This window comes from Brevibacterium sp. BRM-1 (genome assembly GCF_026802075.1).
In the GTDB taxonomy this organism is placed as follows: Bacteria; Actinomycetota; Actinomycetes; order Actinomycetales; family Brevibacteriaceae; genus Brevibacterium; species Brevibacterium rongguiense.
The window spans coordinates 2,363,354-2,384,894 of the sequence record NZ_CP113788.1; the positions used below are offsets into that span (position 1 = coordinate 2,363,354).

Here is a 21,541-nt window from a genome sequence, read left to right on the forward strand (position 1 = left end):
TGTGGAGATGAAGCAGCCATTCGAACAGGCCGTCGAGCGGCACGGGGGAACCGTGCTGCGGGTCTGCCGTGCCGTGCTGGGACCCGGCCCCGATGCCGACGATGCGTGGTCCGAGACCTTCGTGGCGGCGCTGCGCGCCTGGCCCGAGCTGCCCGCGGATGCGAACGCCGAGGCGTGGCTGGTGCGCGTCGCCCGCCGCAAGGCGATCGACGTCATCCGCGCGCGGGCCCGGCATGCGCTCCCCGCCGCCGACCTGCCCGAGCGGGCCGCCCCGGGCGGCGACCCCGGAGGCGAGGAGCGGACGGTCTGGGCGGCGGTCGCCGCCCTGCCGGAACGGCAGCGCCTCGCCATCGCCTATCACTACCTGGGCGGACTGCCGCACGCGGAGACCGCGGCGCTCATCGGCGGCAGCGCCGCCGCGGTGCGCCGCGCCGCGGCGGACGGCATCCGCAGCCTGCGGCGAGCCTATGGCGCGGGCGAATACACGAACGGAGCACCGCGATGACCGACACCACCTCCAAGACCGACACCACCCGCATGACCGACACGACCGATACGACCGCGGCCGAGCCCGGCCTCCCGGCCGAAACCGCCGCAAGCACCGACGACGCGGACCTCTTCCCCCTCGAGGCCGGTGCCCTGGACCGCCTGCGGGCGCGCCTGGCCGAACGTGCGGGCGAGCACGGCCTGCTCGACGTCGCCTACCGCACGATCGACACTCCCGTGGGCCCCCTGTTATTGGCCGCGACTCAGGCCGGGCTCGTGCGCGTCGCGTTCGAGCGCGAGGGCTTCGACGCCGTGCTCGAGGCGCTGGCGGCGAAGCTCAGCCCACGGGTGCTCCGCGCCCCGCGGCGCCTCGACGCGGTCGCCGCGGAAGTCGAGGAGTACTTCGCCGGCACGCGGCGCTCCTTCGACCTGCCCCTGGACTATGGGCTCTCCGCCGGCTTCCGCCAGCTCGTGCAGCGCTGGCTGCCCCACATCGGCTACGGGCAGACGCGGTCCTATCGGGAGGTCGCCGAGTTCGTGGGCAGCCCGCGCGCCGTGCGCGCCGTCGGCAGTGCGTGTGCGACCAACCCGCTGCCCGTCGTCGTGCCCTGCCACCGGGTGCTGCGCACCGACGGCGGCCTGGGCGGCTACATCGGCGGGCTGGACGCGAAGGAGGCGCTGCTGAGCCTCGAAGCCGCCGCGTAAGCGCGCAACGTGAGCGCGAGCGGCGCGCCTACCGCAGCTCGCGCGGCAGCGCCTCGAGCAGCCGCAGCCACAGCTCCGAGGCGGTGGGATAGGCCGGCACCGCGTGGCGCAGGCGGGAGACGGGAACCTCGCCGACGATGGCGATGGTGGCGGCGTGGAGCAGCTCACCGGCCTCCGGGCCCGCGAAGGTCGCTCCCACCACGGCACCGCTGCGCCGGTCGATGACGAGCTTGGCCCGGCCGCGGGCATCGTCGCGCAGCAGCGCGGCACCCGCGGCGGCGGTGAACTCCGCCTCCGAGGCGACCACCGCCTCCGCGCCCAGGCGCTCCCGGGCCCGTTCCTCCGTCAGCCCGACGGCCGCGACCTGCGGCTCGGCGAACACCACCTGCGGCACCGGGACGTCGGCCGGCGCAGGGACGTCGGTTGCCCCGGCCAGCCGCGAGCCCAGCACCCGCGCCTCGTACTTACCCATGTGGGTCAGCGGGGCGCCCGTTCCCGCATCGCCGATGACGTGCAGCCAGTCAGGCAGCCGGCCCGCCGCGACCGCGGCTGCGTCGAGGCCCACCGCTTCCAGGCCCACATGGGCCAGCCGCGGGCGCCGGCCCGCGGCGACGAGCACCTCGGCCGCGGTGAGCGAGCGCCCGTCCGCGAGGTCGACGCTCACCGGGCCGCCGTGGACGCGGCCCAGCCCGGTCGCCTCCGCGCGGGGGCGGGCGGCGGCTGCGATGTGCGCGCCGAACTCCACCCGCACGCCGGCCTCGCGCAGCCCCGCGGCCACGAGTTCGCCGGCGAAGGGCTCCAGGCCCGCGAGCAGGCGCTGCCCGCGCACCAGGAGCGTGACCTGCGAGCCGAGGGCGGCCAGCCACGTGGCGGCCTCCACGGCGACGACGCCGCCGCCCACGATGAGCAGGGACTCGGGGACCTCGGTCACGCCCGTGGCATCGCGCGAGGTCCACGGCTCCACGGCCTCGAACTCGGCCGGGACGACGGCCTCGGAGCCCGTCGCGATGACGACGGCGGTGCCGGCGCGCAGGGTGCGCTGTTCACCGTCCGGATTGGTGACCGTCACGGTTCGCGGGGCGGACAGCCGCCCGTGCCCGCGGACCACGCCGATGCCGGCCCCGGCCGCCCAGCGCTCCTGGCCGTGGTCGTCGTAGTGGGACACCCACGCATCGCGCCTGGCCAGGAGGGTCGCGGGATCCAGCCGCGCGCCTACCGCCCCGGGCAGGTGCTGCGCGGTGTGGAGGATGTCCACGGGGCGCAGCAGCGCCTTGCTCGGCATGCACGCGTAGTAGGAGCACTCGCCGCCCAGGAGCTCACCCTCGACGAGGACGGCGCTCAGGCCGCCGTCGAGCGCATACTGGGCGGCGTTCTCACCCGTCGGGCCACCGCCGATGACGACGACATCGGGCTCATCGCCGGGACCCACCGGGGCTGCATCTGCCGGGGCCGTCTGCGTACTCGGTGCTGCCCGAGTGCCCGGGGGCGGCGGGGCCGCCGGCTGCGTGTCCGCCACCGGTTCAGCCGTTGAAGAACTGCACGCCCTCGGCGCGGTCCAGCTTTTGCTTGCGCGGGAAGTACCAGTTCATGACCTCGCGCAGCTTGTCCGCGTCCTCGCGGGCCCAGTTGCGCATGAGCTCCGCGCCGAACGAGATCGCGGTGACGGGGTGCGCGCCGGCTTGGACCATGCGCTCGAACGCGCGGTCGTGCGAGACCGCGCTGATGCCGCCCACCGCATCGGCCACCGGGTAGACCTCATAGCCCTCCGCGAGCATGTCCAGGGTGGGGAACGTCAGGCAGACCTCCGTCCACAGGCCCGCGATAACGACCTTCTTGCGGCCGGAGTCGGCGATGGCCGCGCGGAAGTCCGCGTCCTCCCAGGCGTTGACGCCGCTGCGGTCGATCTCGTCCACGCCCGGCAGCGCGTCCTTGATGGCCGATGCGGTGCCCTCGTTCTTGCCCAGGTCCACGCCCACGGTGGAGAGCACGACGGGCACGCCGTAGGCCATCGCCAGCTTGCACAGGGCCACGACGTTGAGGTCGATGCGCTCGCGGCTGGTCGAGGTGATCGTCCCGTACTGCTCGGGCTGGTAGTCAATGAGCGCCAGCACGCAGTTCTCCGGGGTGAGGAGGTGATCCTCGCGCTGGTCGCGGACGGGCTCGGGGCTGGTCTTGCGGGTCATGTCGATCCCTTTCTGCAGCCAGCGCGGCGGTTCCGCGGAGGCGGGCGGGCGCCCACGTGCAACCTACGGCCTGGCCCCGGCCTGCGACAAGGGCGCACCGCCCGGGGCGGTCTGGCGAATCAGTCGAGCCTGCGCTCCTTGAGCAGCTTCTTCAGCTTCTTGGGCTTGGTCACGATGGAGGCCGGGTCCACGAGGGCACCCTCGCCGGATTCGGCGAACGCGTCGTCGTCTCGCAGGAAGTCCGCCGGGGTGTAGGCGTGCTGGCCGGCGCTGCGGCGCTGGGACTTCAGCAGCCCGTTCGCATCGACGAGGCGCGTGGCCAGCTCGCGCGGCAGCGTCGGGTCGGACTCGATGGCCCGGGCCAGGACGAGCGCAGCGCTGCGCTTCTTGTCCTCCAACCCGATCGCCTGCGCGACCGTCCCGAACGCTGCGAACTCCTGGCGGCCGTAGAGCTCGCTGAGGAGGATGATGAGGCGGTTGTGCTTCTTGCGGCCCATAGCGGCCATGGCGGTCTCCCTGGTGATGGCGGCCACAGTGCCGCGCGTGGTCCCATTCAACCAGGTCCGGCAACCCGGACGGGCTCGGCCGGCCCACTGGGTGCAGGGGTGCGGCCCGCCGCGCTCGCCCACCGGCGCCCACCGGCTCCTCCCGCCCCCGCGCCCGAGGTGCGGGCCGGGTCTGGGCGGTCCCGCACCTCGGGCGCAGGAGGGGGTGAGTCCGCATGCAGCCGAACTCGGTTCGTGGGCCAACCCTGTCAGTCGGCCAGCGCCGCGGTGAGGTCCGCGATGAGGTCGGCGGGGTCCTCGAGGCCGATGGACAGGCGGATGACATCGGGCCCGACCTCCAACTCGGTGCCCCGCAGGCACAGGTGCGTCATCGTGGCGGCGTGGTCGAAGAGGGACTCGACGCCGCCCAGCGACTCGGCCAGCGCGAAGACGCGCACCCGCTCGGCGGCCCGCAGGGCGATCGCCTCGCTGGCCGCGCGGAACGTGACGATGCCGCCGAAGCCGCGCATCTGCGCGGCCGCGAGCTCGTGCTGGGGATGGTCGGGCAGGCCGGGGTAGCGCACCTCGGCGACCTGCGGGTGCGCGCGCAGCCAGCGGGCCACGCGCAGGGCGGAGTCGCAGTGGCGCTCCATGCGCACGGCCAGGGTCTTGAGCCCGCGCGCCGTCAGCCAGGCGTCGAACGGCGCGCTGCCCACCCCGGCCGAGGCCGTCCAGCGGTCGATCCGCGCGCCCGCCTGCGCGCCGGCGGGCAGTTCGCCGTGGTCCTTGACGAGCACGGCGCCGCCCACCACATCGGAGTGGCCGCCGCAGAACTTCGTCGTCGAGTGGACGACGACGTCGGCGCCCAGGCCCAGCGGCTGCTGGAGATAGGGGGTGGCGAACGTGTTGTCGACCGCGAGGAGGGCGCCGGCGGCGTGGGCTGCCCGCGCCGTGGCGGCGATGTCGATGATCTCCAGGCTCGGGTTGCTGGGCGTCTCCACCCACACGAGCGCCGGGCCCGCCGCGAGCGCCGCGGCAAGGGCCGCGGGGTCCGCGATGTCCGCCGGGATGATCGTGATGCCCCAGCGCGCGTACTCGTCCTCGAGGAGCCGCACGGTGCCGCCGTAGACGTCGCGCGGCACCACCACGGAGTCACCGGGCGCCAGGAGCGCGGAGAACACGGCGGTCACGGCCGCCATGCCCGAGGACACCGCGTGCGCGGCGTCCGCCCCCTCCAGCTCGGCGAGTGTGGCCTCGAGCGCGCTGCGGTTCGGGTTGCCCGCCCGCGCGTAGTCGTATGCCCCGCGCGTGACGCCGGGGGAGTCCATCGCGTACGTGGTGCTGAGGTAGAGCGGCTGGACGACGGCGCCCGTGGCCGGCTCGGGGCCGCCGCCCGCGTGGATGGCGCGGGTGGCGAACGCGCCCGGTCCCGCGGCCGGGGCTGCTCCCGGTTCCGTGGCGGGTGCCGCGCTCGGGTCCGCGCGCGAGTCCACGGTCGAGGCGCGGGTGGGTGCTGCCGCCGGGTCCGCGGCCGGGGTTCCGGCGGGTCCGGGCGACCGCGGGGGCAGGGGGGATGCGGTGTCGGGGAGGCTCATGCCAGCACGGTAGGCACCGCGCCTGGCCCCGGGCCCGCGCTGGTGACACACGGCGTCAGCCGCCGTCACGCACCGTCACCGGCCGTCACCCCGTACCGTCGCGCTCACCCTCCGCCGTGCCGCCCCTCCGCCGCGCCAGCGCCCCGCCGCTCCCCGCCCCGCCGCGCGGACCCCGGTGCCGCCATCACCGGGCGGGCCCGACGGGCCGGTGGCGCCGCGACAGGCCAAGGCCGGCGGCGCCGCGACAGACCAGGCCCGGCGGCACCGCTCGCAGCGGCGGCCCGGCACCGCCGCGCGGGCGCCGAAACCCGGCGTTGCGGTGTGCCAATTCACATCAAAACCTGATCGAATGGGCCCATGGCTGAGTTCTCAACCTCCACCGTTGTCCCCTACCCCCGAGAGGTCGTCGAGCGCTGGCACGCGCGCCCCGGCGCCCTGACCCGCCTGACGCCCGAGTTCTCGATGGCGATCGAGGCCGAGCCGCACCCGCCGCTGGCGCCGGGTGCGAAGGCCCAGATGCAGGTGAGCGTGCCCGGCTCGTACGGCGTTGTGCGAGTCCCGTTCGTCACCGAGCACACCGAGCCGCCGGCGCCGGACACATTCGCCGAGACGCTCGTGCGCGGCCCCATGAAGACGTGGGAGCACACGCACACCTTCGAGACCGTGAAGTCGCCCACCGCGGACTCGCCGGACGGGTTCTGCCGGATCACCGACCGGGTCGAGTACTCGGTGGCCCCCGGTGGCTTCCCCGGTGCCGCCGAATTCGACGAGGCGGCCCTCGAGCCCACCCTGCGCGCGGCCTTCGAGGGCCGCCACGACCGCCTGCTGGACGAGCTCGCCTACGATGCCGAGCTCGCCGCGTTCGGCGGCCCCAAGAAGATCCTCGTCGCCGGCTCCTCCGGGCTCGTGGGCCAGCAGGTCGTCGCGATGCTCCAGACCGCCGGGCACGAGGTGCGCCGCCTCATCCGCTCGACCCCGCGCCGCGAGAACGAGGTGCGCTGGAACCCGGACCTGGGCCTGCTCGACCGCGGCGCCGTGGCCTGGGCCGACGTCGTCGTCCACCTGGGCGGCGCGAGCATCGGCCGGCGCTTCACCGCGGAGGGCAAGCGGCGCATCCTCGACTCCCGCGTCGACTCGACGAAGCTGCTGGCGCTCACGATCGGCGATCTGCCGGCCTCGGAGCGCCCGGAGGCCTTCGTGTGCGCCTCGGCGGTGGGCTACTACGGCTCCGACCGCGATGACGAGCACCTCACGGAGTCCGCCGCGCGCGGCGAGGGCTTCCTCGCGGAGGTCTGCGAGGCCTGGGAGCGCGAGGCCGCGCAGGTCGAGCAGTACGGCGTCCGCCGAGTCTCGATCAGAACCGGCGTCGTCATGTCGACGCTGGGCGGCGTGCTGCGCCTGCAGCTGCCGCTCTTCCTCCTGGGCTTCGGCGGCCGCGTGGGCTCCGGCGAGCAGTGGCTCGCGTGGGTCTCGCTCGACGACATCACCCGCATTTACGCCCGCGCCGTCATGGACCCGCAGCTGAGCGGGCCCGTCAACGCGGTCGCCCCGGACGTCGTGCGCCAGGCGGACTTCGCCCGCACGCTGGCGGGCATGCTCTCGCGCCCGGCGGCGCTGCCGCTGCCCACGCTGGCCCCGCGGCTGGTGCTCGGCCGCGAGGCGGCCGCGGAACTGGCCGTCGCCGACCAGCGCGTGGTGCCCGCAGCACTCGCCGCCGCCGGCTACGAGTTCGCCCACCCGTCGCTCGAATCCGCGCTCGCGGCCACGCTGGGCATCCGCCGCGATGCGGATTCCGACGCCCCCGCCGCGCAGCCCGCACCGGCGGGCTGAGGGAGCCTGCTGCCTCGCCGCCGAGGCGCGGGCGGGCACCCGCTCGCCCGCGCCTCGGCGGCGGGTGTGCGCTGGGTGGCGCCCACGGCCGCGGACGCGGGAGCGCGCGGCTGTGCGGTGGCGCACAATGGCGCCATGACTGCGAATCCCGGCACCTCCTCCCACCCCGCGGACGGGTCCGCGTCTCACCCCGGTGCTGCCTCCGGCCGGGCCCCGCGCCTCGTGGCCGTCCAGCACGAGGACGGCACGGATGCCAACCGGTTCGGGCGCTGGCTGGCCGCCGCGGGGGCGGACGTGCGCACCGTGCGCCCCGACCGCGGTGAGGCGCTGCCCGGCCCCGCGGAGTTCGACGGGCTCGTGGTGCTGGGCGGGGCCCTGGGCCCGCTCGACGATGAGCAGGCGCCCTGGCTGGCGCCAGTGCGCGAGCTGCTCGCGGAATCCGCGGCGGGTGCCTTTCCGAGCTTCTCGATCTGCCTGGGCGGCGAGCTGCTGGCGGTTGCCGCCGGCGGGACGTGCACCCACCGCGCGTACCCGCAGGTGGGCCTCCACACCGTGGAGGCGACCGCGCGGGCGGCGGAGGATCCCGTGTTCGGCGCGGCACCCGCCGAGTTTCCCACCGTGCTGTGGCACGAGGAGCAGATCGAGCTGCCCGAGCGCGCCGTGCTGCTCGTGACCGGCACGGACGCCCCCGTCCAGGCGTTCCGGGTGGGCCCGTGCGCGTGGGGCACCCAGTTCCACCCGGAGGCCGGGCGGGAACTCGCGGCGCACTGGGCGGCCAAGACGAACGAGCATGCGAGCATGGAGGACTACGCGGGCCGGCCCGCCGAGGCCGTGGTCGAGGAGATCGCCGCGGCCGAGCGCGCACTCGAGACCGCGCAGGCCCCGCTGGCGCGGGCGTTCGTGCGCGCCGTGCGCCGGGGACTCACCGCGCATCCCGCGCGCTGAGACATATGCGCGCCCGCTAAGATCTGGGGCTATGAAGCAAGGTCCCCTGGCGCCCACCTCCCAGGCGCCGCTCCCCACCTCGACCGCGGCGGACGGCGCCGTGCCCGCAGCGGCCACCGGCGCTCCCACGGGAGACGCCACCGTCGCCGCGGCGCGCTCCGCGGCCGCCGAGCAGGGCCCCGATGCCCAGCTGACCGTGCAGATCCTGCGCCGCACCCTCAACGAGATCGCCGGCCACGGCTACGCGAACCTCCAGCTCGAGCGGATCGCCCGCGCCGCGGGCTGTGCGCGCTCGGCGATCCTGCGGCGCTGGCCCACCCGCGGGGCACTGGCCTCCGCGGCCCTCATCATGCTCTCCGACCTGGGCGAGATCCCGGACACCGGCGACCTCGTGGAGGACCTCGTGGAGCACACGTGGTGCAATGCCACGAACCAGCGCCGGATGCGCGGCGCGGACCTGCCCCACCCGGTCTGGTCGGTCATGAGCGAGCCGGAGGTCTACGAGCACTTCCGCCACGACTTCCTCTCCCGCCGCCGCGACATGGGCCTGACCGTCATCCAGCGCGCCATGGACCGCGGCGAGCTCAGCGAGGACGTCGATGCCCAGCTCATCCTCGACACCCTGGCCGGCCTCACCCTCTACCGCGTGTCCCTGCAGAGCGAGCGGTTGAGCCGGGAGCAGATCCGGCCGGTCGTGAGCGCCCTCGTGGAGAACCCGCCGCTGCGCGAGGACTCCCCGGCCCGCCGCGACCTGCCGCTTGGCGAGGGGCTGGCGCCCGTGGGCCGCGCCGCGCACGCGGCTGCCGGCACCGAGCCCGGCGCGCAGGCTGGGCCGCCCGCCTGAGCGCGTGGCGGCCACGGGCGCGGTGCAGGCGCCGAGGCCGATCCGGGTGCCGCGGTCGAACCCAGTCACCGAGGCCGTTCCGGTTGCCGAGGCTGAACCCGGTGCCGACCTGAGCGGTGATACCGGGATCTGAGCACCCGCCCCCTCGCCCGGCCGCGCGTGCCAGGCTGGGCAGCGACTCGGGACCGACCGCGCACCCGCGCCGCCGCGGGCCCGGGTGCAGAAGGGGAGACCATGACGTTCGCCGCCGCCGGAGAGGCCATGCTCGACGAGCTCGTCGCGCTGCGCCGCGCCATCCACGCCGACCCCGAGGTGGGCCTCGAGCTCCCGCGCACGCAGCGCAGGGTGCTCGACGCACTCGAGGGGCTGCCGCTGGAGATCGCGCTGGGCCAGTCCACCACCTCGGTGACGGCGGTGCTGCGCGGGACCGGGCGCGCAGGCGGGGGAGCGGGGCCCGCGCCGGCCGTGCTGCTGCGCGGGGACATGGACGCCCTGCCGCTGACCGAGCTCACCGGCCTGGACTATGCGGCCACCGGCGAGGCGATGCACGCGTGCGGGCACGATCTGCACATGGCGGCCCTCGTGGGCGCCGCACGGATCCTCGGCGCCCACCGCGATGAGCTGCCCGGCGACGTCGTCTTCATGTTCCAGCCCGGCGAGGAGGGCTACGGCGGAGCGCGCAACATGATCGCCGGGGGCGTGCTCAACGCCGCGGGCCCGCGCATCGTGGCCGCGTACGCGACGCACGTGAGCCCGAGCGAGCGCGGGGTGTTCTCCACGCGGGAGGGCACGCTCGCCTCGGGCTCGTGCTTCCTCACCATCACGGTGCGCGGCCAGGGCGGCCACGCCTCGCAGCCGCAGGACGCCGTTGATCCCGTGCCGGTGGCCGCGGAGATCATCCTGGCACTGCAGGCCATGGTGACGCGCCGGATCAGCGTCTTCGACCCCGTGGTCCTCTCGCTCACCCAGCTGAGCGCGGGCCAGACGCACAACATCATCCCGGACTCGGCGACGCTGAGCGGCACGGTGCGGGTGCTGTCGAACGAGTCCCTGGAGATCGTGCGCACCGAATCGCAGCGGGTGGCCCAGGGCGTCGCCGCCGCGCACGGCTGCGCGGCGGAGGTGGACTTCCGCGTGGACTACCCCGTGACCGTCAACGATTCGGGCGAGGCGCGGCGCGCGCTCGCCGTCCTGCGCGAGCTGGTGGGCGAGGACCGCGTGATCGAGGCCGACCACCCCATCATGCCCTCGGAGGACTTCTCCTATGTCCTCGAGGCCGTCCCCGGTGCCTTCGTCATGCTGGGCGCGGGCGACCCGTCGATCCCCGCGGCGGAGCGGGCGAACAACCACTCTCCGCGCGTGGTCTTCGACGATTCCGTGCTGGGCATCGAGGCCGCCGCGCTCGCCTCACTCGCCCGTGCCCGCCTGGCCGCCGAGGCGCCCGCAGTATAAGCACCTGCGTCGCGGCACCGCTCGCGTCCCGCGCGTGCTGGTGCCCCTGCGCTGCAGCCCCCTGAGTCCCGGTGCACCCTGTGTTCTGGTGCCGCCGCGTCGTGTCCTGGTCCCTCGTGTCCCGGTGGTACCGCGAAGACGCGCGCCGAGCGGGTGCCGGCCGGCGCCTCGGCGGCCCTCAGGTGCGGGGGGTCAGCTGCGAGGGAGCAGCGGCGCGGGGGTACCGAGGGGTGGCGCAGGCGGGGGCGAAGCAGCCGGGGCCGGGAATGACCGCGCTGCGGCGGCTGTTCACTGCTGGGTGAGCCGTCGAGCGCACAGCGCGGCGGAACCGAAGACACGGAGGAGCAAACCGATGAGCGCGGATACCGCGGAATTCCTGCCCGAGGCCGGCGAGGTCACGATGTTCACGACCTCGTGGTGCGGCTACTGCAAGCGCCTGCGCCCGCAGCTCGATCAGGCGGGTGTGGCGTACGGCGAGGTCAACATCGAGGACATCCCCAACGGCGCGCAGGTCGTCGAGGCGGCCAACGGCGGCAACCAGACGGTGCCCACGCTGCTGTTCTCCGACGGCTCGACGCTGACGAACCCCTCGCTGGCCCAGGTCAAGGACCAGCTCGCGGCGATCGGCTGAGCCGCAGCCCGCAGCCCGCAGCCCGCAGCCCGCAGCCCGCGGCGCTCGGGGCCGGGGGCGGAGCGCCAGACGCGGGCGTGCCAGGCGCGGAAGTGCAAGGCAGTACCGTGCCAGACGGCGCCGGGGCGGTCCACGACCGTCCCGGCGCCGTCGTGTGCATCCGCCCAGCGCCCGCACACGGGCAAGCGAGGACGAGAGATCAAATCTGTAGACAGATCGCAAAAACCTGTATACAGTCTGGTGCAGATCCCCTGCCGGGATCGTTCGGAAGCATCGGCGTCCCCGTCGGGACGCGTGCACTTCCTCAACGACGAGAGAAGAGAGAGCACCATGAGCGAGAACCGCAGCCGCCGGAACCCCATCACCCGTCCGGTCTTCCACCACACGACCTTCGCCACCAACCGCCTCGACGAGATGGTGGCCTTCTACGAGGCGATCGCGGGCCTCGAGCCCGTCTTCTACGGCGACGAGGGCGCCTGACTGAGCAACGACGAGGCCAACCACCGCATCGCCCTCCTGGCCCTGCCCGGCCTCAAGGAGCCCGAGGACAAGGGGCACACGACCGGTCTGCACCACACGGCCTTCGAGTACCCCACGTTCGAGTCCTGGATCGTCAACTACGTGCGGCTGAAGAAGGACGGCATCGTCCCCTTCGTGTGCCTCGACCACGGCATGACGATGTCCATGTACTACCCGGACCCCGACGGCAACGGCGTGGAGATCCAGTTCGACACGTTCGGCGACTGGCGCACCTCGAAGGAGTGGATGTGGGCCAGCCAGGAGTTCGGCGACAACCCGATCGGGGAGTACTTCGACCCGGACCAGATCGTCGAGGCGCACAAGGCCGGGGCGGACGGCAAGGAGATTCACGAGCGGGCGCGCAAGGGCGAATACCGCCCCGAGGTCGTGCCGGAGGTCTACCTCCCCGAGCTCTGGTGACACCGCGCACCGTCTAGCTTCGCACCCTCCAGATTCGCACCGCCCCAGGAAAGGCAGCAACCATGCAGATCGGCAACCGCAGCGGACGTCTCGTCCTCATCGAGGGCGACCGCGCCCTGGACGTCGAGCGCGCCAGCGACGGCGCGTTCGGCCCGGATCCCCAGGACGCCTACGAGCGCTGGGAGGCGTTCCGGCAGTGGGCGGAGGGCCAGGACGCCTCGGCCGGCGAGCCCTTCGACGTCGCGGAGCTGGGCGCCCCCGTCCCGCGCCCCCGCCAGATCATGGCGATCGGCCTCAACTACGCGGACCACGCCGCGGAGTCCGGCTTCGACCTGCCGGAGAACCCGGTGGTCTTCGCGAAGTTCGCCTCGAGCCTCACCGGTGCCAGGGCAGACGTGGCGGTCACCGGTGACCAGGTGGACTGGGAGGTGGAGCTCGTCGCCGTGATCGGCACCGGCGGGCGCAACATCCCCGAGGCCCAGGCCTGGGACCACGTCGCGGGCCTCACGGTCGGCCAGGACATCTCCGATCGCGAGGTGCAGTTCTGGGGCAATCCGCCGCAGTTCAGCCTGGGCAAGTCGCAGGAGGGCTTCGCCCCGGTGGGCCCCGCCGTCGTGACGCTCGACGAGGTCGATGCGGCGGCCGACCGCAGCGACCTGGCGCTCAGCTGCACCGTCACCCATCCCGACGGGACGAGCGAGGAACTGCAGAGCGGGCGGACCAGCAGCCTCATCTTCACCGTGCCGGACCTCATCGCGCGCCTGTCGAAGATCGTCGAGCTCTACCCCGGTGACCTCATCTTCACCGGCACCCCGGACGGCGTGGGCATTGGCCGCGACCCGCAGGTGTTCCTGCAGGCCGGGGACGTGCTGCGCACGCAGATCGAGGGGCTCGGCGAGATCGAACAGACGTTCGTCGGACGGTGACGGCCATGGCCGGGACCGCCGAGGCGCAGGCGTCGGCCGCTGCTGCGCCGGCCACCGCCGGGGAAGGGCGGTCTGCGGATGCCCCGCCGGTGTCCGACGCACAGCACCGCGCCGACGCACAGCACCGCGCGAACGCCCCGCAGAGCGCGGACGCCGTCGAATTCGCCTACCGGCGGGCCCGCCGCGCCATCCTCACCGGTGAGCTCGCCCCGGGGGCGCCGATCTCCCAGGTGAAGGTGGCAGCGGAGCTCGGCATCAGCCGGACCCCGCTGCGCGAGGCGCTCTCGCGCCTGGCCGCCGAGGGGCTCGTCACCTCCGAGTTCAACCGGCGGATGCGCGTCTCCGAGCTGGACCTCGCGGACTTCGAGCAGATCTACGCGATCCGGATGGGCGTGGAGCCCGGTGCGATCGAGCGGACCGCGCCCCAGCTGACGGGGGCGGAGCGCCGTGCGATCGAAGGCCACCTCGACGGCATGGACGCCGCGATGGCCGCGGAGGACATGGATGCCTTCCGCGCGCATCACAAGGCGTTCCACCTGGGGTTGAGCCAGCACGCCGGGGCGCGCATCTGCCGCCTGCTCGAGGACATGTGGGATCACTCCGAGCGCTACCGCCTGGCCTACCTCCACGATGGGGCGGCCGGCTCCCAGGACGTCGACCGCGAGCGGATCGCGGCGGGCCAGGTGGATCACCGGGCGATCTTCGCGGCGCTGCGCGCGGGCGATCCCGCGGAGTGCGCGCGGCTGCAGGTGGCGCACATGGCCACCACGCTCAACGGCGTGCTGCGCGACGCGGTGACAGCGCCGCGCGACTAGCTGTGATGTCCAGGCAGGTTGTTGAGTCTGCTGATGGGCGGGGCTCCGATCGCGGAGTGGACCCTGAAGCGCCCCGGGTTTGGTTCCGACTCATCTGAAGGAGAATCGGATCATGCCCAAGAAGTACGACCAGCAGTTGCGTGAGCACGCCGTCAGGATGGTGCTCGACAAGCGCGCCGCCGAAGCATGCTCACAGCGCGTCGCGATGGACGCCGTCGGAGCCTCGCTCGGTATCGCGCCGGCGACCATCCGTAACTGGATGCCCCGTGCCGGCGAACAACTAGCCATGGCGGGCGCGGCAGCGCCGCGTGAGTCGCTCGAGGAAGAGAACCGGCGCCTTCGCCGCGAACTCGCAGAGACACGGCGCGCGAACGAGATCTTGAAGAAAGCATCGGCTTTTTTCGCAGCGGAACTCGACCGCCCCACGACGAGATGATCCGGTTCATCGACGAACACAAGGGTCAGTTCGGGGTCGAGTCCATCTGTCGCGTGCTGGGCGCGACGGAGTGTGGGTTCATCACGTCGCGTGGCTACCGGGCAGCGAAAGCCCGCCCGCGCTGCGCGCGAGCGATCCGTGACGAGGTCCTCATCGACGAGATCCGGCGCGTCCACCAGCAGAATTACGGCGTGTATGGCCACCGCAAGATGTGGCACGCGATGCGCCGCCAGGGCTGGATGATCGGACGCGACCAGACCGCCCGGCTCATGAAAGTCGCTGGGCTGCACGGTGTTCGGCGCGGGCGTCACCCGTTCACGACCGTCGCGTCGAAGCTGCCCGATCACCGCCCGGACCTGGTCGAGCGTGACTTCCACGCGTTGGCGCCGAACGAGCTGTGGGTGGCGGACATCACGTACGTGCGCACCGTCGGTGGGTTCGCGTACACGGCGTTCATCACCGATGCGTGCACAAGGAAGATCGTCGGCTGGTCGGTCGCGTCGTCGCTGACGACGCAGGCGTTGCCGATGATCGCGTTGCAGCAGGCGATCACCACGACCCCGGCGGCGCGTCAGAGCGGACGGCTCGTGCATCACAGCGACCGCGGAGTCCAGTACGTTTCGCTGGCGTACACCGACACGTTGGCCGAGCACGGCGTCGCGCCTTCGGTTGGGACAGTAGGCGATTCGTATGACAACGCCTTGGCTGAGACGGTCAACGGCTTGTACAAGGCCGAGCTGATCTACTCACGCACGACGTGGCCGTCGACATCGGCGGTCGAATTGGCGACGCTGGAGTGGGTCAGCTGGTGGAACCGTCAACGCCTGCACGAAGCTCTCGACTACCGCACGCCCGCCGAGGTCGAAGCGGCCTACGATCAATCCCAGGCGAGAGCCCTCGTCACCACATAAGCGCGGAACGAAACCCAGGGCGCTTCACTGACACCTGATCGTGCATCAGTCCCAGCTGACGCAAAAGGCCGATGCGAAGGGTGTTGCGCGCTTTGCGGTGTATGGCACGAATGCGTCGAAGCCGTCTGCGTACCTGGGCACGTACTCGGTGAAGTCGTCGGATCCGAAGGTCAGCGGGGCATTTGAGGTGGTCTCGAAGGTGTCCTCGGGTGATGACGGGAAGCCCGGTTCGAATGACGATGGCGATAGCGGTTCGGACAACGGCAACGGCGGCTCGGATAACGGCAGCGGTTCGGGCAACGGCAATGGTTCGGATAACGGCAGCGGTTCCGATGGTGGCAATGGTGGTTCCAGGCTGCCGCGGACCGGTGCTGAGTTGGGTGCGCTGGGTCTGGGTGCGGGACTGCTCGCCATCGGCGGTGTCTCGCTGATGCTCACCCGCCGTCGCCGCGGCTGAGCGGAACCCGGGAAAGCCGCGCTCCTGCGTCCGGATCGGGACTGACCCCGCAGGGGTCATCGCACGAACCGACCGCGCGGGGCAGCCCGACCGCGCGGGGCAGCCCGCCCGCCCCGCCGGCCGCTCCGGGCGGGTAGGCGGCGCGGTTGCGCGAAGGACCCCACCTTCCCCCGGGTGGGGTCCTTCGCGTGTGCGGCGATCATCGGCGGGGCGGCCGAGCCGACACCTCCCGCGCGAGCGGGAGCCCCGCCTGCGGGCTCAGCGCTCGGCGGTATCGGCTCCGGACGCGCCATCTGCCCCCGGTCTGGTGCCGGCCCCGGTGCCGGCCCCGCTCCCGCCATCGGCCGCGGCCGCCGCCCCATGACCGTGATGGCGGTGGTAGCCCAGCTCCTCCTCGGCCTCGCGGACCTCGACGTCCTCGAAGTCGAAGGACCGGATGGAGCGGCGGAAGCCGCGGGTGAGGAAGACCATGTAGACGAGGCCGATCGCGGCCCACACCACGCCGCCCACCAGCGCGTCGAGCTGCAGGTTCACCCACAGCAGGCCGGTGAGGGCCGCGCCCACCACGGGCAGGACGATGAACGAGACGACGTCCTTGGCCGTCTTGTAGCGCTTCTTGATGAAGACGAAGTACGCGATGACGGACAGGTTGACGAACGTGAAGGCGATGAGCGCGCCGAAGTTGATGAAGCTGGAGACGAGCTCCAGGCTCATCGACACCGCGGCCAGGGAGACGACGCCCACGAGGATGATGTTGAACAGCGGCGTGCGCAGCCGGGGGTGGACGTAGCCGAACGCACGCCGCGGCAGCACGCCGTTGCGGCCCATGACGTAGAGCAGGCGCGCCACCGAGGAGTGCGAGGCCAGGGCGGAGGCGAACGTCGCCGCAAACGCACCCGCCACGAAGACGAGCTGGAAGAGCTTGCCACCCACCATGAGGCCGATCTCCGGCAGGGGATCGTCCGTGTTCGTGAACACGTCGACGCTGGGGAAGAGGGCCTGGGCCATGTAGCCGCCCACGAAGAAGATGCCGCCGCCGATCATGATGGTCAGCAGGATCGCCTTGGGCATGTGCCGGGGGTCCTTGGCCTCCTCGGTGTACATCGTCACCGCATCGAAGCCGATGAACGAGAAGCACACGACGGTGGCGCCCGTGAGCACGGTGGCGACCTCGGTGCCCGGCCGGAACAGGGGGTCCACCGTGAGGATCGTCCCGTCGCCCATGCCCTTGCTCAGCGCGATGAAGCCGAAGACCAGGAACGCGGCGATGAGCACGATTTCGAAGACGACGAGGATCGCGTTGAGGTTCGAGGTGCCCTTCATGGACCACGCGTTGATGCTGGTGCACACCGCCACGATGCCCAGCACCCACACCCAGGCGGGGACGGTGGGGAACAGCGAGGTCATGTAGATGCGGAGGATGAGGACGTTGACCATGGGCAGCAGCAGGTAGTCCAGCAGGGCGGACCAGCCCACCATGAAGCCCAGCGCGGGGTGCATCGTCTCGCGGGTGTACGTGTACGCCGAGCCCGCCGAGGGGAAGACCCGGACCATCTTGCCGTAGCTGATGCCGGTGAACAGCATGACGACGAGCGCCACGAGGTAGGCCAGCGGGACGACCCCGTTCGTCTCGTCCGAGACGATGCCGAACGTGTCGAAGACGACCGTGGGCGTCATATAGCCCAGGCCCAGGCCCACGATGGCCCACAGGCCCAGGCTGCGCTTCAGGGTGGTGTTGGCCATGTATCGAACTCCTTGTGGGGTGCGCCCGGGGGAGCGGGGCGCGGCGGGCACGCGGTGTGCGGTGTGCGGTGGGAGCCTCCGGCGGCTGGGGTGGTCCGGCGCCGAGGGGAGGGCCGGGTCGCGCTCGGTCGGGCCGGGCTGGCTATGTGTCGGGGAACACACTAAGGCAGATTGCGGTTTCCGTACAGCGAATGCGCTGATTCGACGGAAAAAGCGGACCACCGGCACATTATGGGGCCTTTTCGCGGTTGCTCACGAAACGAGACCGCGGGTCTCAGTGCACGCGCGGGCCTGCGGAGGTGAGTTCGGAGCCATGGGACAATGAGCCTGCCGCCCGGGCGGGCGGCCGACTGACAACGACCGGCGCGCCGCAACGGCGGGGCAGAGCGGAGGTGGAGATGACCGGGGCCAATCCCCGCGTGCTCCGTGCGCTCGGTGCCTCCGCCGTCGCCACCGGTGCGGCGCTGGCGCTGCACCACGCGGTGGGCGGGGCGGCCTCGCTGCTTGCGGCCCTCGTCTGCCTGCTCTTCACCTTCTGGGCTGCGCTCATCCTGCTGCGCCGCCGCCTCAGCCTGGCGGGCCTTGCCGTGACGGTCGTCGGCGCCCAGCTCCTCATGCACGGCCTCATGGGAGTCTTCGGCGCCGTGGCGCTGCCGGAGCTGACGGTCTCCGAGGAGCCCGGGGTGGAACACGCCGGAGCCGCACCTCATGCCCAGCACGCGCCGTCGTCGGCCCTGGAGCGCTCGTACGGCTCGCACTCGCACACCGCCCCGGCATCCGCTGGACCTGCGGCCGGTGGCACCGGGCGGTCTGCGGCAACGGCGGGCACGGGCGCCCAGGCCCCGCACGCGGCCGCGCACGCCCACGGGCCGGCTGCGCATGCCGATGGCGCCTCGGCGAACCTGCGCATGCTCCTCGCCCACGCCCTCGCGGCCGCCGTCACCGTGGTGCTCCTGCGCTACGGGGAGGCTGCCCTGCGGGCGCTTCCCGCCGCGCTGCTGCGCACCGTGGCGCGCATCGCCGTCCTCGTTCCCGTGCGCTTCGCGCGCCCGCGCATCCGGGTTCGCCCCGCCGATGCGCCCCGCCCTCTCCTTCCCGCCCTGACAGTCCCGCGGGTGCTGCGCGGCCCGCCTTCCGCCTGCGCCTGATTCCGCGGTTCCGATTCCGCGGGCCCCCCGCCCCGTTCTCCGGGAGCTGACACCCCCGCGACCCGCCAGTGGTGGATCGCCCCGGGGTCGTGACCTCCCGGTCCGGTTCGGGCACCCGTGCGCGGTGCTGCCGCTCGGCGCCGATGCGAGCGGGCCGCGGCTGCCGGCCGTCGAACGCCGGCTGCGGTCCTCGCCGCCTGCCGCCGCCTGAGCGGAGCGAGCGAAGCGGACGCAATGGTCCCGATCGGCGCTGCCGCGAGGGTCAGCCCCGCGGCTCGGCGCCCGTTCGGCCACGCCCGTGGACTCGCCGCTCTGCGGCCCGTCTGCCCCGCTCCGCGGTGCCCCTGGTGCAATGCGCGGCAGCGCACCCGGTGCGCGCTGCGCGGGGCACCGCGCCCGCGGCCGCCTGGCTCAGGGCACTCGGCGGAGCAGGGCACTGGGCGGGTCAGAGCGCTCACCGCGGTTCGCCGGCGGACCCGACTCCGGGCAGCCGCGCAGCCCCTTGCGCCGGCCCCGGTCGGTGCGCGACCAGCGGCCGCCGAGGAGCGCCTCGGCGACCCCCACACAACAGACACCGGGCGCACGCGCGCCCCCACCCACGCACGCTCGCCGTGCTGACACGAAGGATCACCATGAAGAAGAACATTGCGATCGCCCTGACCGCCCCCGCCGCTGCGCTTGCCCTCGCCCTGGGGGCCGCCGGATGCGGCGGGCCCGGTGGCGCGGCGCAGAGCTCCGCGGCCCAGCCCCAGAGCGCACAGGATGCCCTGCACCTGGAGCGCGGCTGGGTGAAGGCGGCCGGCAAGGGCCAGATGACCGCGGTCTTCGGCACGCTGAGCAACGACTCCGCGTCCGCGATCACGGTCACCGGCGCCGCCACGGACGCCGCGGGCATGGTGCAGCTGCACGAGACGAGCACGGACTCCAGCGGCGGCACCACCATGCAGGAGAAGAAGGGCGGCTTCAAGGTCCCCGGGCAGGGGGTCTACGAGCTCAAGCCCGGCGGCGATCACATCATGCTCATGAAGCTCGGCAAGGCGCTCAAGCCCGGGGCGCAGATCGACCTCACGCTGCAGACCAGTGCGGGCGAGGCCAAGCTGACCGTGGGCGCCAAGGACTTCGCCGGGGCGCAGGAGGAGTACGGCGGGGCCAGCCCGTCGGACGCCTCGGGGGCGGCCACGCAGATGTCGGACATGCCGGGCATGAAGTCGGATGCCGGCCACGCCTCCGAGGGCGCCCACGAGGGGCACTCGCACGGATGAGCTGGCGCAGGCGGCGAGCGGATCCGGCCCGGGGCGCGCCGGGCGGGGGTGCCGGTGCGGCACCCGGTGCCGGCCCGGGCGCCCGGCCCACGAGCGGGCCCGTCGAGACGCATGCGGAGGGCTCCGCGGAGGGGCCGGGCGAACAGCCGGGCCCGCCGCCCCGCGGTGACTCTTCGCAGCCCGCACCCGCATGCCCCCACCGGGGCACGACGCGCCGGGGGGTGCTGGGCGGGGGCCTCGCGGGCTTCGGGCTGGGCGCCGGGGCCGCGCTGCTGGCCAGCAGTGCGGCCGGTGCCCGGCCCGGGGCGGGGAATGCCGCCGAGGCGCGGATCGATGCGCAGGGCGCCAACGGCTCCGAGCGCGTCCCGTTCTACGGGGGACACCAGGCCGGCGTGGAGACGCCCCCGCCGGCCCACGCGCAGTTCGTCGCGCTCACGCTACGCGACGGCGTCGACGCCGCCGGGGCAATCCGCCTGCTGCGCCTGCTCAGCGACGACGCGGCCGCGCTCACACAGGGCGAGGGGCCGCTTGCGGACACGGAGCCGGAGCTCGCGCTGCGCCCGGCGCGGCTGACCGTGACGTTCGGATTCGGGCGCGGGCTCGTCTCCCTGGCCGGCCGGCGCGCGGTCCCGCCCTGGCTGGGGCCGCTGCCGCACTACCCGATCGACCGGCTGGAGGCGCGGCTGTGCGCGGGCGACCTGCTGCTCCAGGTCTGCGCGGACGATGCGCAGGCCGTCTCCCACGCCGTGCGCATGCTGCTCAAGGACGCCCGCAGCTTCACCCGGATCGCGTGGACGCAGGCGGCCCAGCGGCGCGCCTACGGCTCCGACCCGGCGGGCACGACCCTGCGCAATCCCTTCGGGCAGGTGGACGGGACCGCCAACCCCGCCCCCGGCACGGAGGACTTCGCACGGCTCGTGTGGGGTGAGACCGCGGGCTCCGATGTCCCGGACAACACCGCCCGGGGCCTGCCGCCGCTGGGGCTGGCCGCGGGCAATCCTGCTTGGCTGCGCGGCGGGACCGCACTGGTCCTGCGCGACATCGCCATGAACATGGCGACGTGGGACCGTGCGGACCGGCCCGCCCGGGAGTTCTCCGTGGGCCGCACGCTGGACACCGGGGCACCCCTGACCGGGCGCACCGAGCGCGACGAACCGGACTTCGCCGCCACGGACGCCCGCGGGCTCACGGTCATCCCCGCCGCCTGCCACATGGCGCGCGCCCGGCTGGACGGCAAAGAGCAGGCCCCCGCCGAACAGCAGATCTACCGCCGGGTCTACGCCTACCAGGAGGTGGTGACCGGCGGCGTGCACGTGCCCCGCAGCACGGGGCCGGCCGCGCGCGAGGACGCCGCCGCCGAGGAGGCCGAGTTCGATCGCACGGGCCTCATGTTCGCCTCCTTCCAGGCCGACATCGAACGCCAGTTCCAGCCCATCCAGCACCGCCTGGCGCAGGTCGATCTGCTCAACGAGTGGACGACGCCCATCGGCTCCACGGTGTGGGCGATCCCTCCCGGCGCCCGGGGCCCGGGGGACTACGTGGGCAGTTCGCTGTTCGGGTGAGGCGCCGCCCCGCGCCCGAGGTGCGGGCGCGGGCGGGCTCGGTCCGCGCCTCGGCGGCGGAGGGCCAGGGTGGGCGTCCGGGGTGAGCGTCGAGCACGGTGGCCTGGCGCCCGAGCCGGGTGCTGGGGCTGGGAGTCCCGGGGTGGGCGGCGAGCCGGATGTGCGGCCAGGCGCCCGGGCTGGGAA

The 21,541-nt window shown here is 73.4% G+C and carries 21 protein-coding genes; 16 read left to right on the forward strand and 5 right to left on the reverse strand.

Going from position 1 to position 21,541, the window contains the following annotated elements; translation table 11 throughout:
- Positions 1-7 precede the first annotated feature (7 nt).
- Together BRM1_RS10405 and BRM1_RS10410 are read left to right on the forward strand one after the other, a co-directional pair.
- Positions 8-505, forward strand: coding sequence for an RNA polymerase sigma factor (locus BRM1_RS10405; RefSeq protein WP_268525686.1), 498 nt, complete (start codon positions 8-10; stop codon positions 503-505).
- Between the two features lie 32 nt (positions 506-537).
- On the forward strand, positions 538-1,191 hold the full coding sequence (locus BRM1_RS10410) for a methylated-DNA--[protein]-cysteine S-methyltransferase (RefSeq protein WP_442864356.1): 654 nt from the start codon (positions 538-540) through the stop codon (positions 1,189-1,191).
- Positions 1,192-1,219: 28 nt separating this feature from the next.
- On the opposite strand, the gene BRM1_RS10415 is transcribed toward BRM1_RS10410, so the two are convergent.
- The 4 genes from BRM1_RS10415 to BRM1_RS10430 form a co-directional block, all read right to left on the reverse strand.
- Entirely contained in the window at positions 1,220-2,620 is a 1,401-nt protein-coding gene (locus BRM1_RS10415) for a dihydrolipoyl dehydrogenase family protein (RefSeq protein WP_268525689.1), read from the reverse strand.
- A 91-nt stretch (positions 2,621-2,711) separates the two neighbouring features.
- Complete coding sequence (locus BRM1_RS10420) at positions 2,712-3,374, reverse strand: isochorismatase family protein (protein ID WP_160953982.1); 663 nt, start codon at positions 3,372-3,374, stop codon at positions 2,712-2,714.
- Positions 3,375-3,493: 119 nt separating this feature from the next.
- The gene (locus tag BRM1_RS10425; RefSeq protein ID WP_268525692.1) at positions 3,494-3,880 is read right to left on the reverse strand and encodes a hypothetical protein; all 387 of its coding nucleotides are present in this window, start codon (positions 3,878-3,880) and stop codon (positions 3,494-3,496) included.
- A gap of 248 nt (positions 3,881-4,128) precedes the next feature.
- On the reverse strand, positions 4,129-5,454 hold the full coding sequence (locus tag BRM1_RS10430; protein ID WP_268525693.1) for a trans-sulfuration enzyme family protein: 1,326 nt from the start codon (positions 5,452-5,454) through the stop codon (positions 4,129-4,131).
- A gap of 357 nt (positions 5,455-5,811) precedes the next feature.
- Here BRM1_RS10430 and BRM1_RS10435 point away from each other — a divergent pair, with 357 nt between their 5' ends.
- From BRM1_RS10435 to BRM1_RS10485, 11 genes are all read left to right on the forward strand, one after another.
- Entirely contained in the window at positions 5,812-7,284 is a 1,473-nt protein-coding gene (locus tag BRM1_RS10435; protein WP_268525695.1) for a TIGR01777 family oxidoreductase, read from the forward strand.
- A 135-nt stretch (positions 7,285-7,419) separates the two neighbouring features.
- Positions 7,420-8,229 carry a type 1 glutamine amidotransferase gene (locus BRM1_RS10440; protein ID WP_268525697.1) on the forward strand — a complete coding sequence of 270 codons (810 nt, stop codon included), beginning with the start codon at positions 7,420-7,422 and terminating at the stop codon, positions 8,227-8,229.
- Positions 8,230-8,260: 31 nt separating this feature from the next.
- Positions 8,261-9,073, forward strand: a complete 813-nt coding sequence (locus BRM1_RS10445; protein ID WP_268525699.1) for a TetR/AcrR family transcriptional regulator — start codon at positions 8,261-8,263, stop codon at positions 9,071-9,073.
- Between the two features lie 234 nt (positions 9,074-9,307).
- Positions 9,308-10,525 carry a M20 metallopeptidase family protein gene (locus tag BRM1_RS10450; protein WP_268525701.1) on the forward strand — a complete coding sequence of 406 codons (1,218 nt, stop codon included), beginning with the start codon at positions 9,308-9,310 and terminating at the stop codon, positions 10,523-10,525.
- Between the two features lie 352 nt (positions 10,526-10,877).
- Positions 10,878-11,156: a mycoredoxin gene (locus BRM1_RS10455; protein WP_268525704.1), complete on the forward strand. Its 279-nt coding sequence runs from the start codon at positions 10,878-10,880 to the stop codon at positions 11,154-11,156.
- A gap of 330 nt (positions 11,157-11,486) precedes the next feature.
- A complete protein-coding gene (locus tag BRM1_RS10460; RefSeq protein ID WP_160953989.1) occupies positions 11,487-11,636 on the forward strand; it encodes a VOC family protein in 150 nt (49 codons plus the stop codon).
- Positions 11,637-11,777: 141 nt separating this feature from the next.
- A complete protein-coding gene (locus BRM1_RS10465; protein ID WP_160953990.1) occupies positions 11,778-12,095 on the forward strand; it encodes a hypothetical protein in 318 nt (105 codons plus the stop codon).
- A gap of 62 nt (positions 12,096-12,157) precedes the next feature.
- Complete coding sequence (locus tag BRM1_RS10470; protein WP_160953991.1) at positions 12,158-13,021, forward strand: fumarylacetoacetate hydrolase family protein; 864 nt, start codon at positions 12,158-12,160, stop codon at positions 13,019-13,021.
- 89 nt (positions 13,022-13,110) lie between these two features.
- Positions 13,111-13,836, forward strand: coding sequence for a GntR family transcriptional regulator (locus tag BRM1_RS10475; protein WP_268525707.1), 726 nt, complete (start codon positions 13,111-13,113; stop codon positions 13,834-13,836).
- A 112-nt stretch (positions 13,837-13,948) separates the two neighbouring features.
- A protein-coding gene (locus BRM1_RS10480; RefSeq protein WP_268525614.1) for an IS3 family transposase occupies positions 13,949-15,183 on the forward strand; the annotation gives its coding sequence in 2 pieces (ribosomal slippage) (positions 13,949-14,231 and positions 14,231-15,183; 1,236 coding nt in all).
- A gap of 40 nt (positions 15,184-15,223) precedes the next feature.
- Positions 15,224-15,640, forward strand: coding sequence for an LPXTG cell wall anchor domain-containing protein (locus BRM1_RS10485; protein WP_268525709.1), 417 nt, complete (start codon positions 15,224-15,226; stop codon positions 15,638-15,640).
- 258 nt (positions 15,641-15,898) lie between these two features.
- Here BRM1_RS10485 and BRM1_RS10490 read toward each other — a convergent pair whose 3' ends face one another.
- Positions 15,899-17,383 (reverse strand): APC family permease, encoded by a 1,485-nt coding sequence (locus BRM1_RS10490; protein ID WP_268525711.1) that lies wholly within the window; start codon positions 17,381-17,383, stop codon positions 15,899-15,901.
- A gap of 419 nt (positions 17,384-17,802) precedes the next feature.
- Here BRM1_RS10490 and BRM1_RS10495 point away from each other — a divergent pair, with 419 nt between their 5' ends.
- From BRM1_RS10495 to BRM1_RS10505, 3 genes are all read left to right on the forward strand, one after another.
- Complete coding sequence (locus tag BRM1_RS10495) at positions 17,803-18,531, forward strand: hypothetical protein (RefSeq protein WP_160953869.1); 729 nt, start codon at positions 17,803-17,805, stop codon at positions 18,529-18,531.
- A 632-nt stretch (positions 18,532-19,163) separates the two neighbouring features.
- Entirely contained in the window at positions 19,164-19,793 is a 630-nt protein-coding gene (locus tag BRM1_RS10500) for a copper chaperone PCu(A)C (RefSeq protein WP_160953868.1), read from the forward strand.
- Between the two features lie 221 nt (positions 19,794-20,014).
- Complete coding sequence (locus BRM1_RS10505) at positions 20,015-21,355, forward strand: Dyp-type peroxidase (RefSeq protein ID WP_160953867.1); 1,341 nt, start codon at positions 20,015-20,017, stop codon at positions 21,353-21,355.
- Positions 21,356-21,541: the final 186 nt, after the last annotated feature.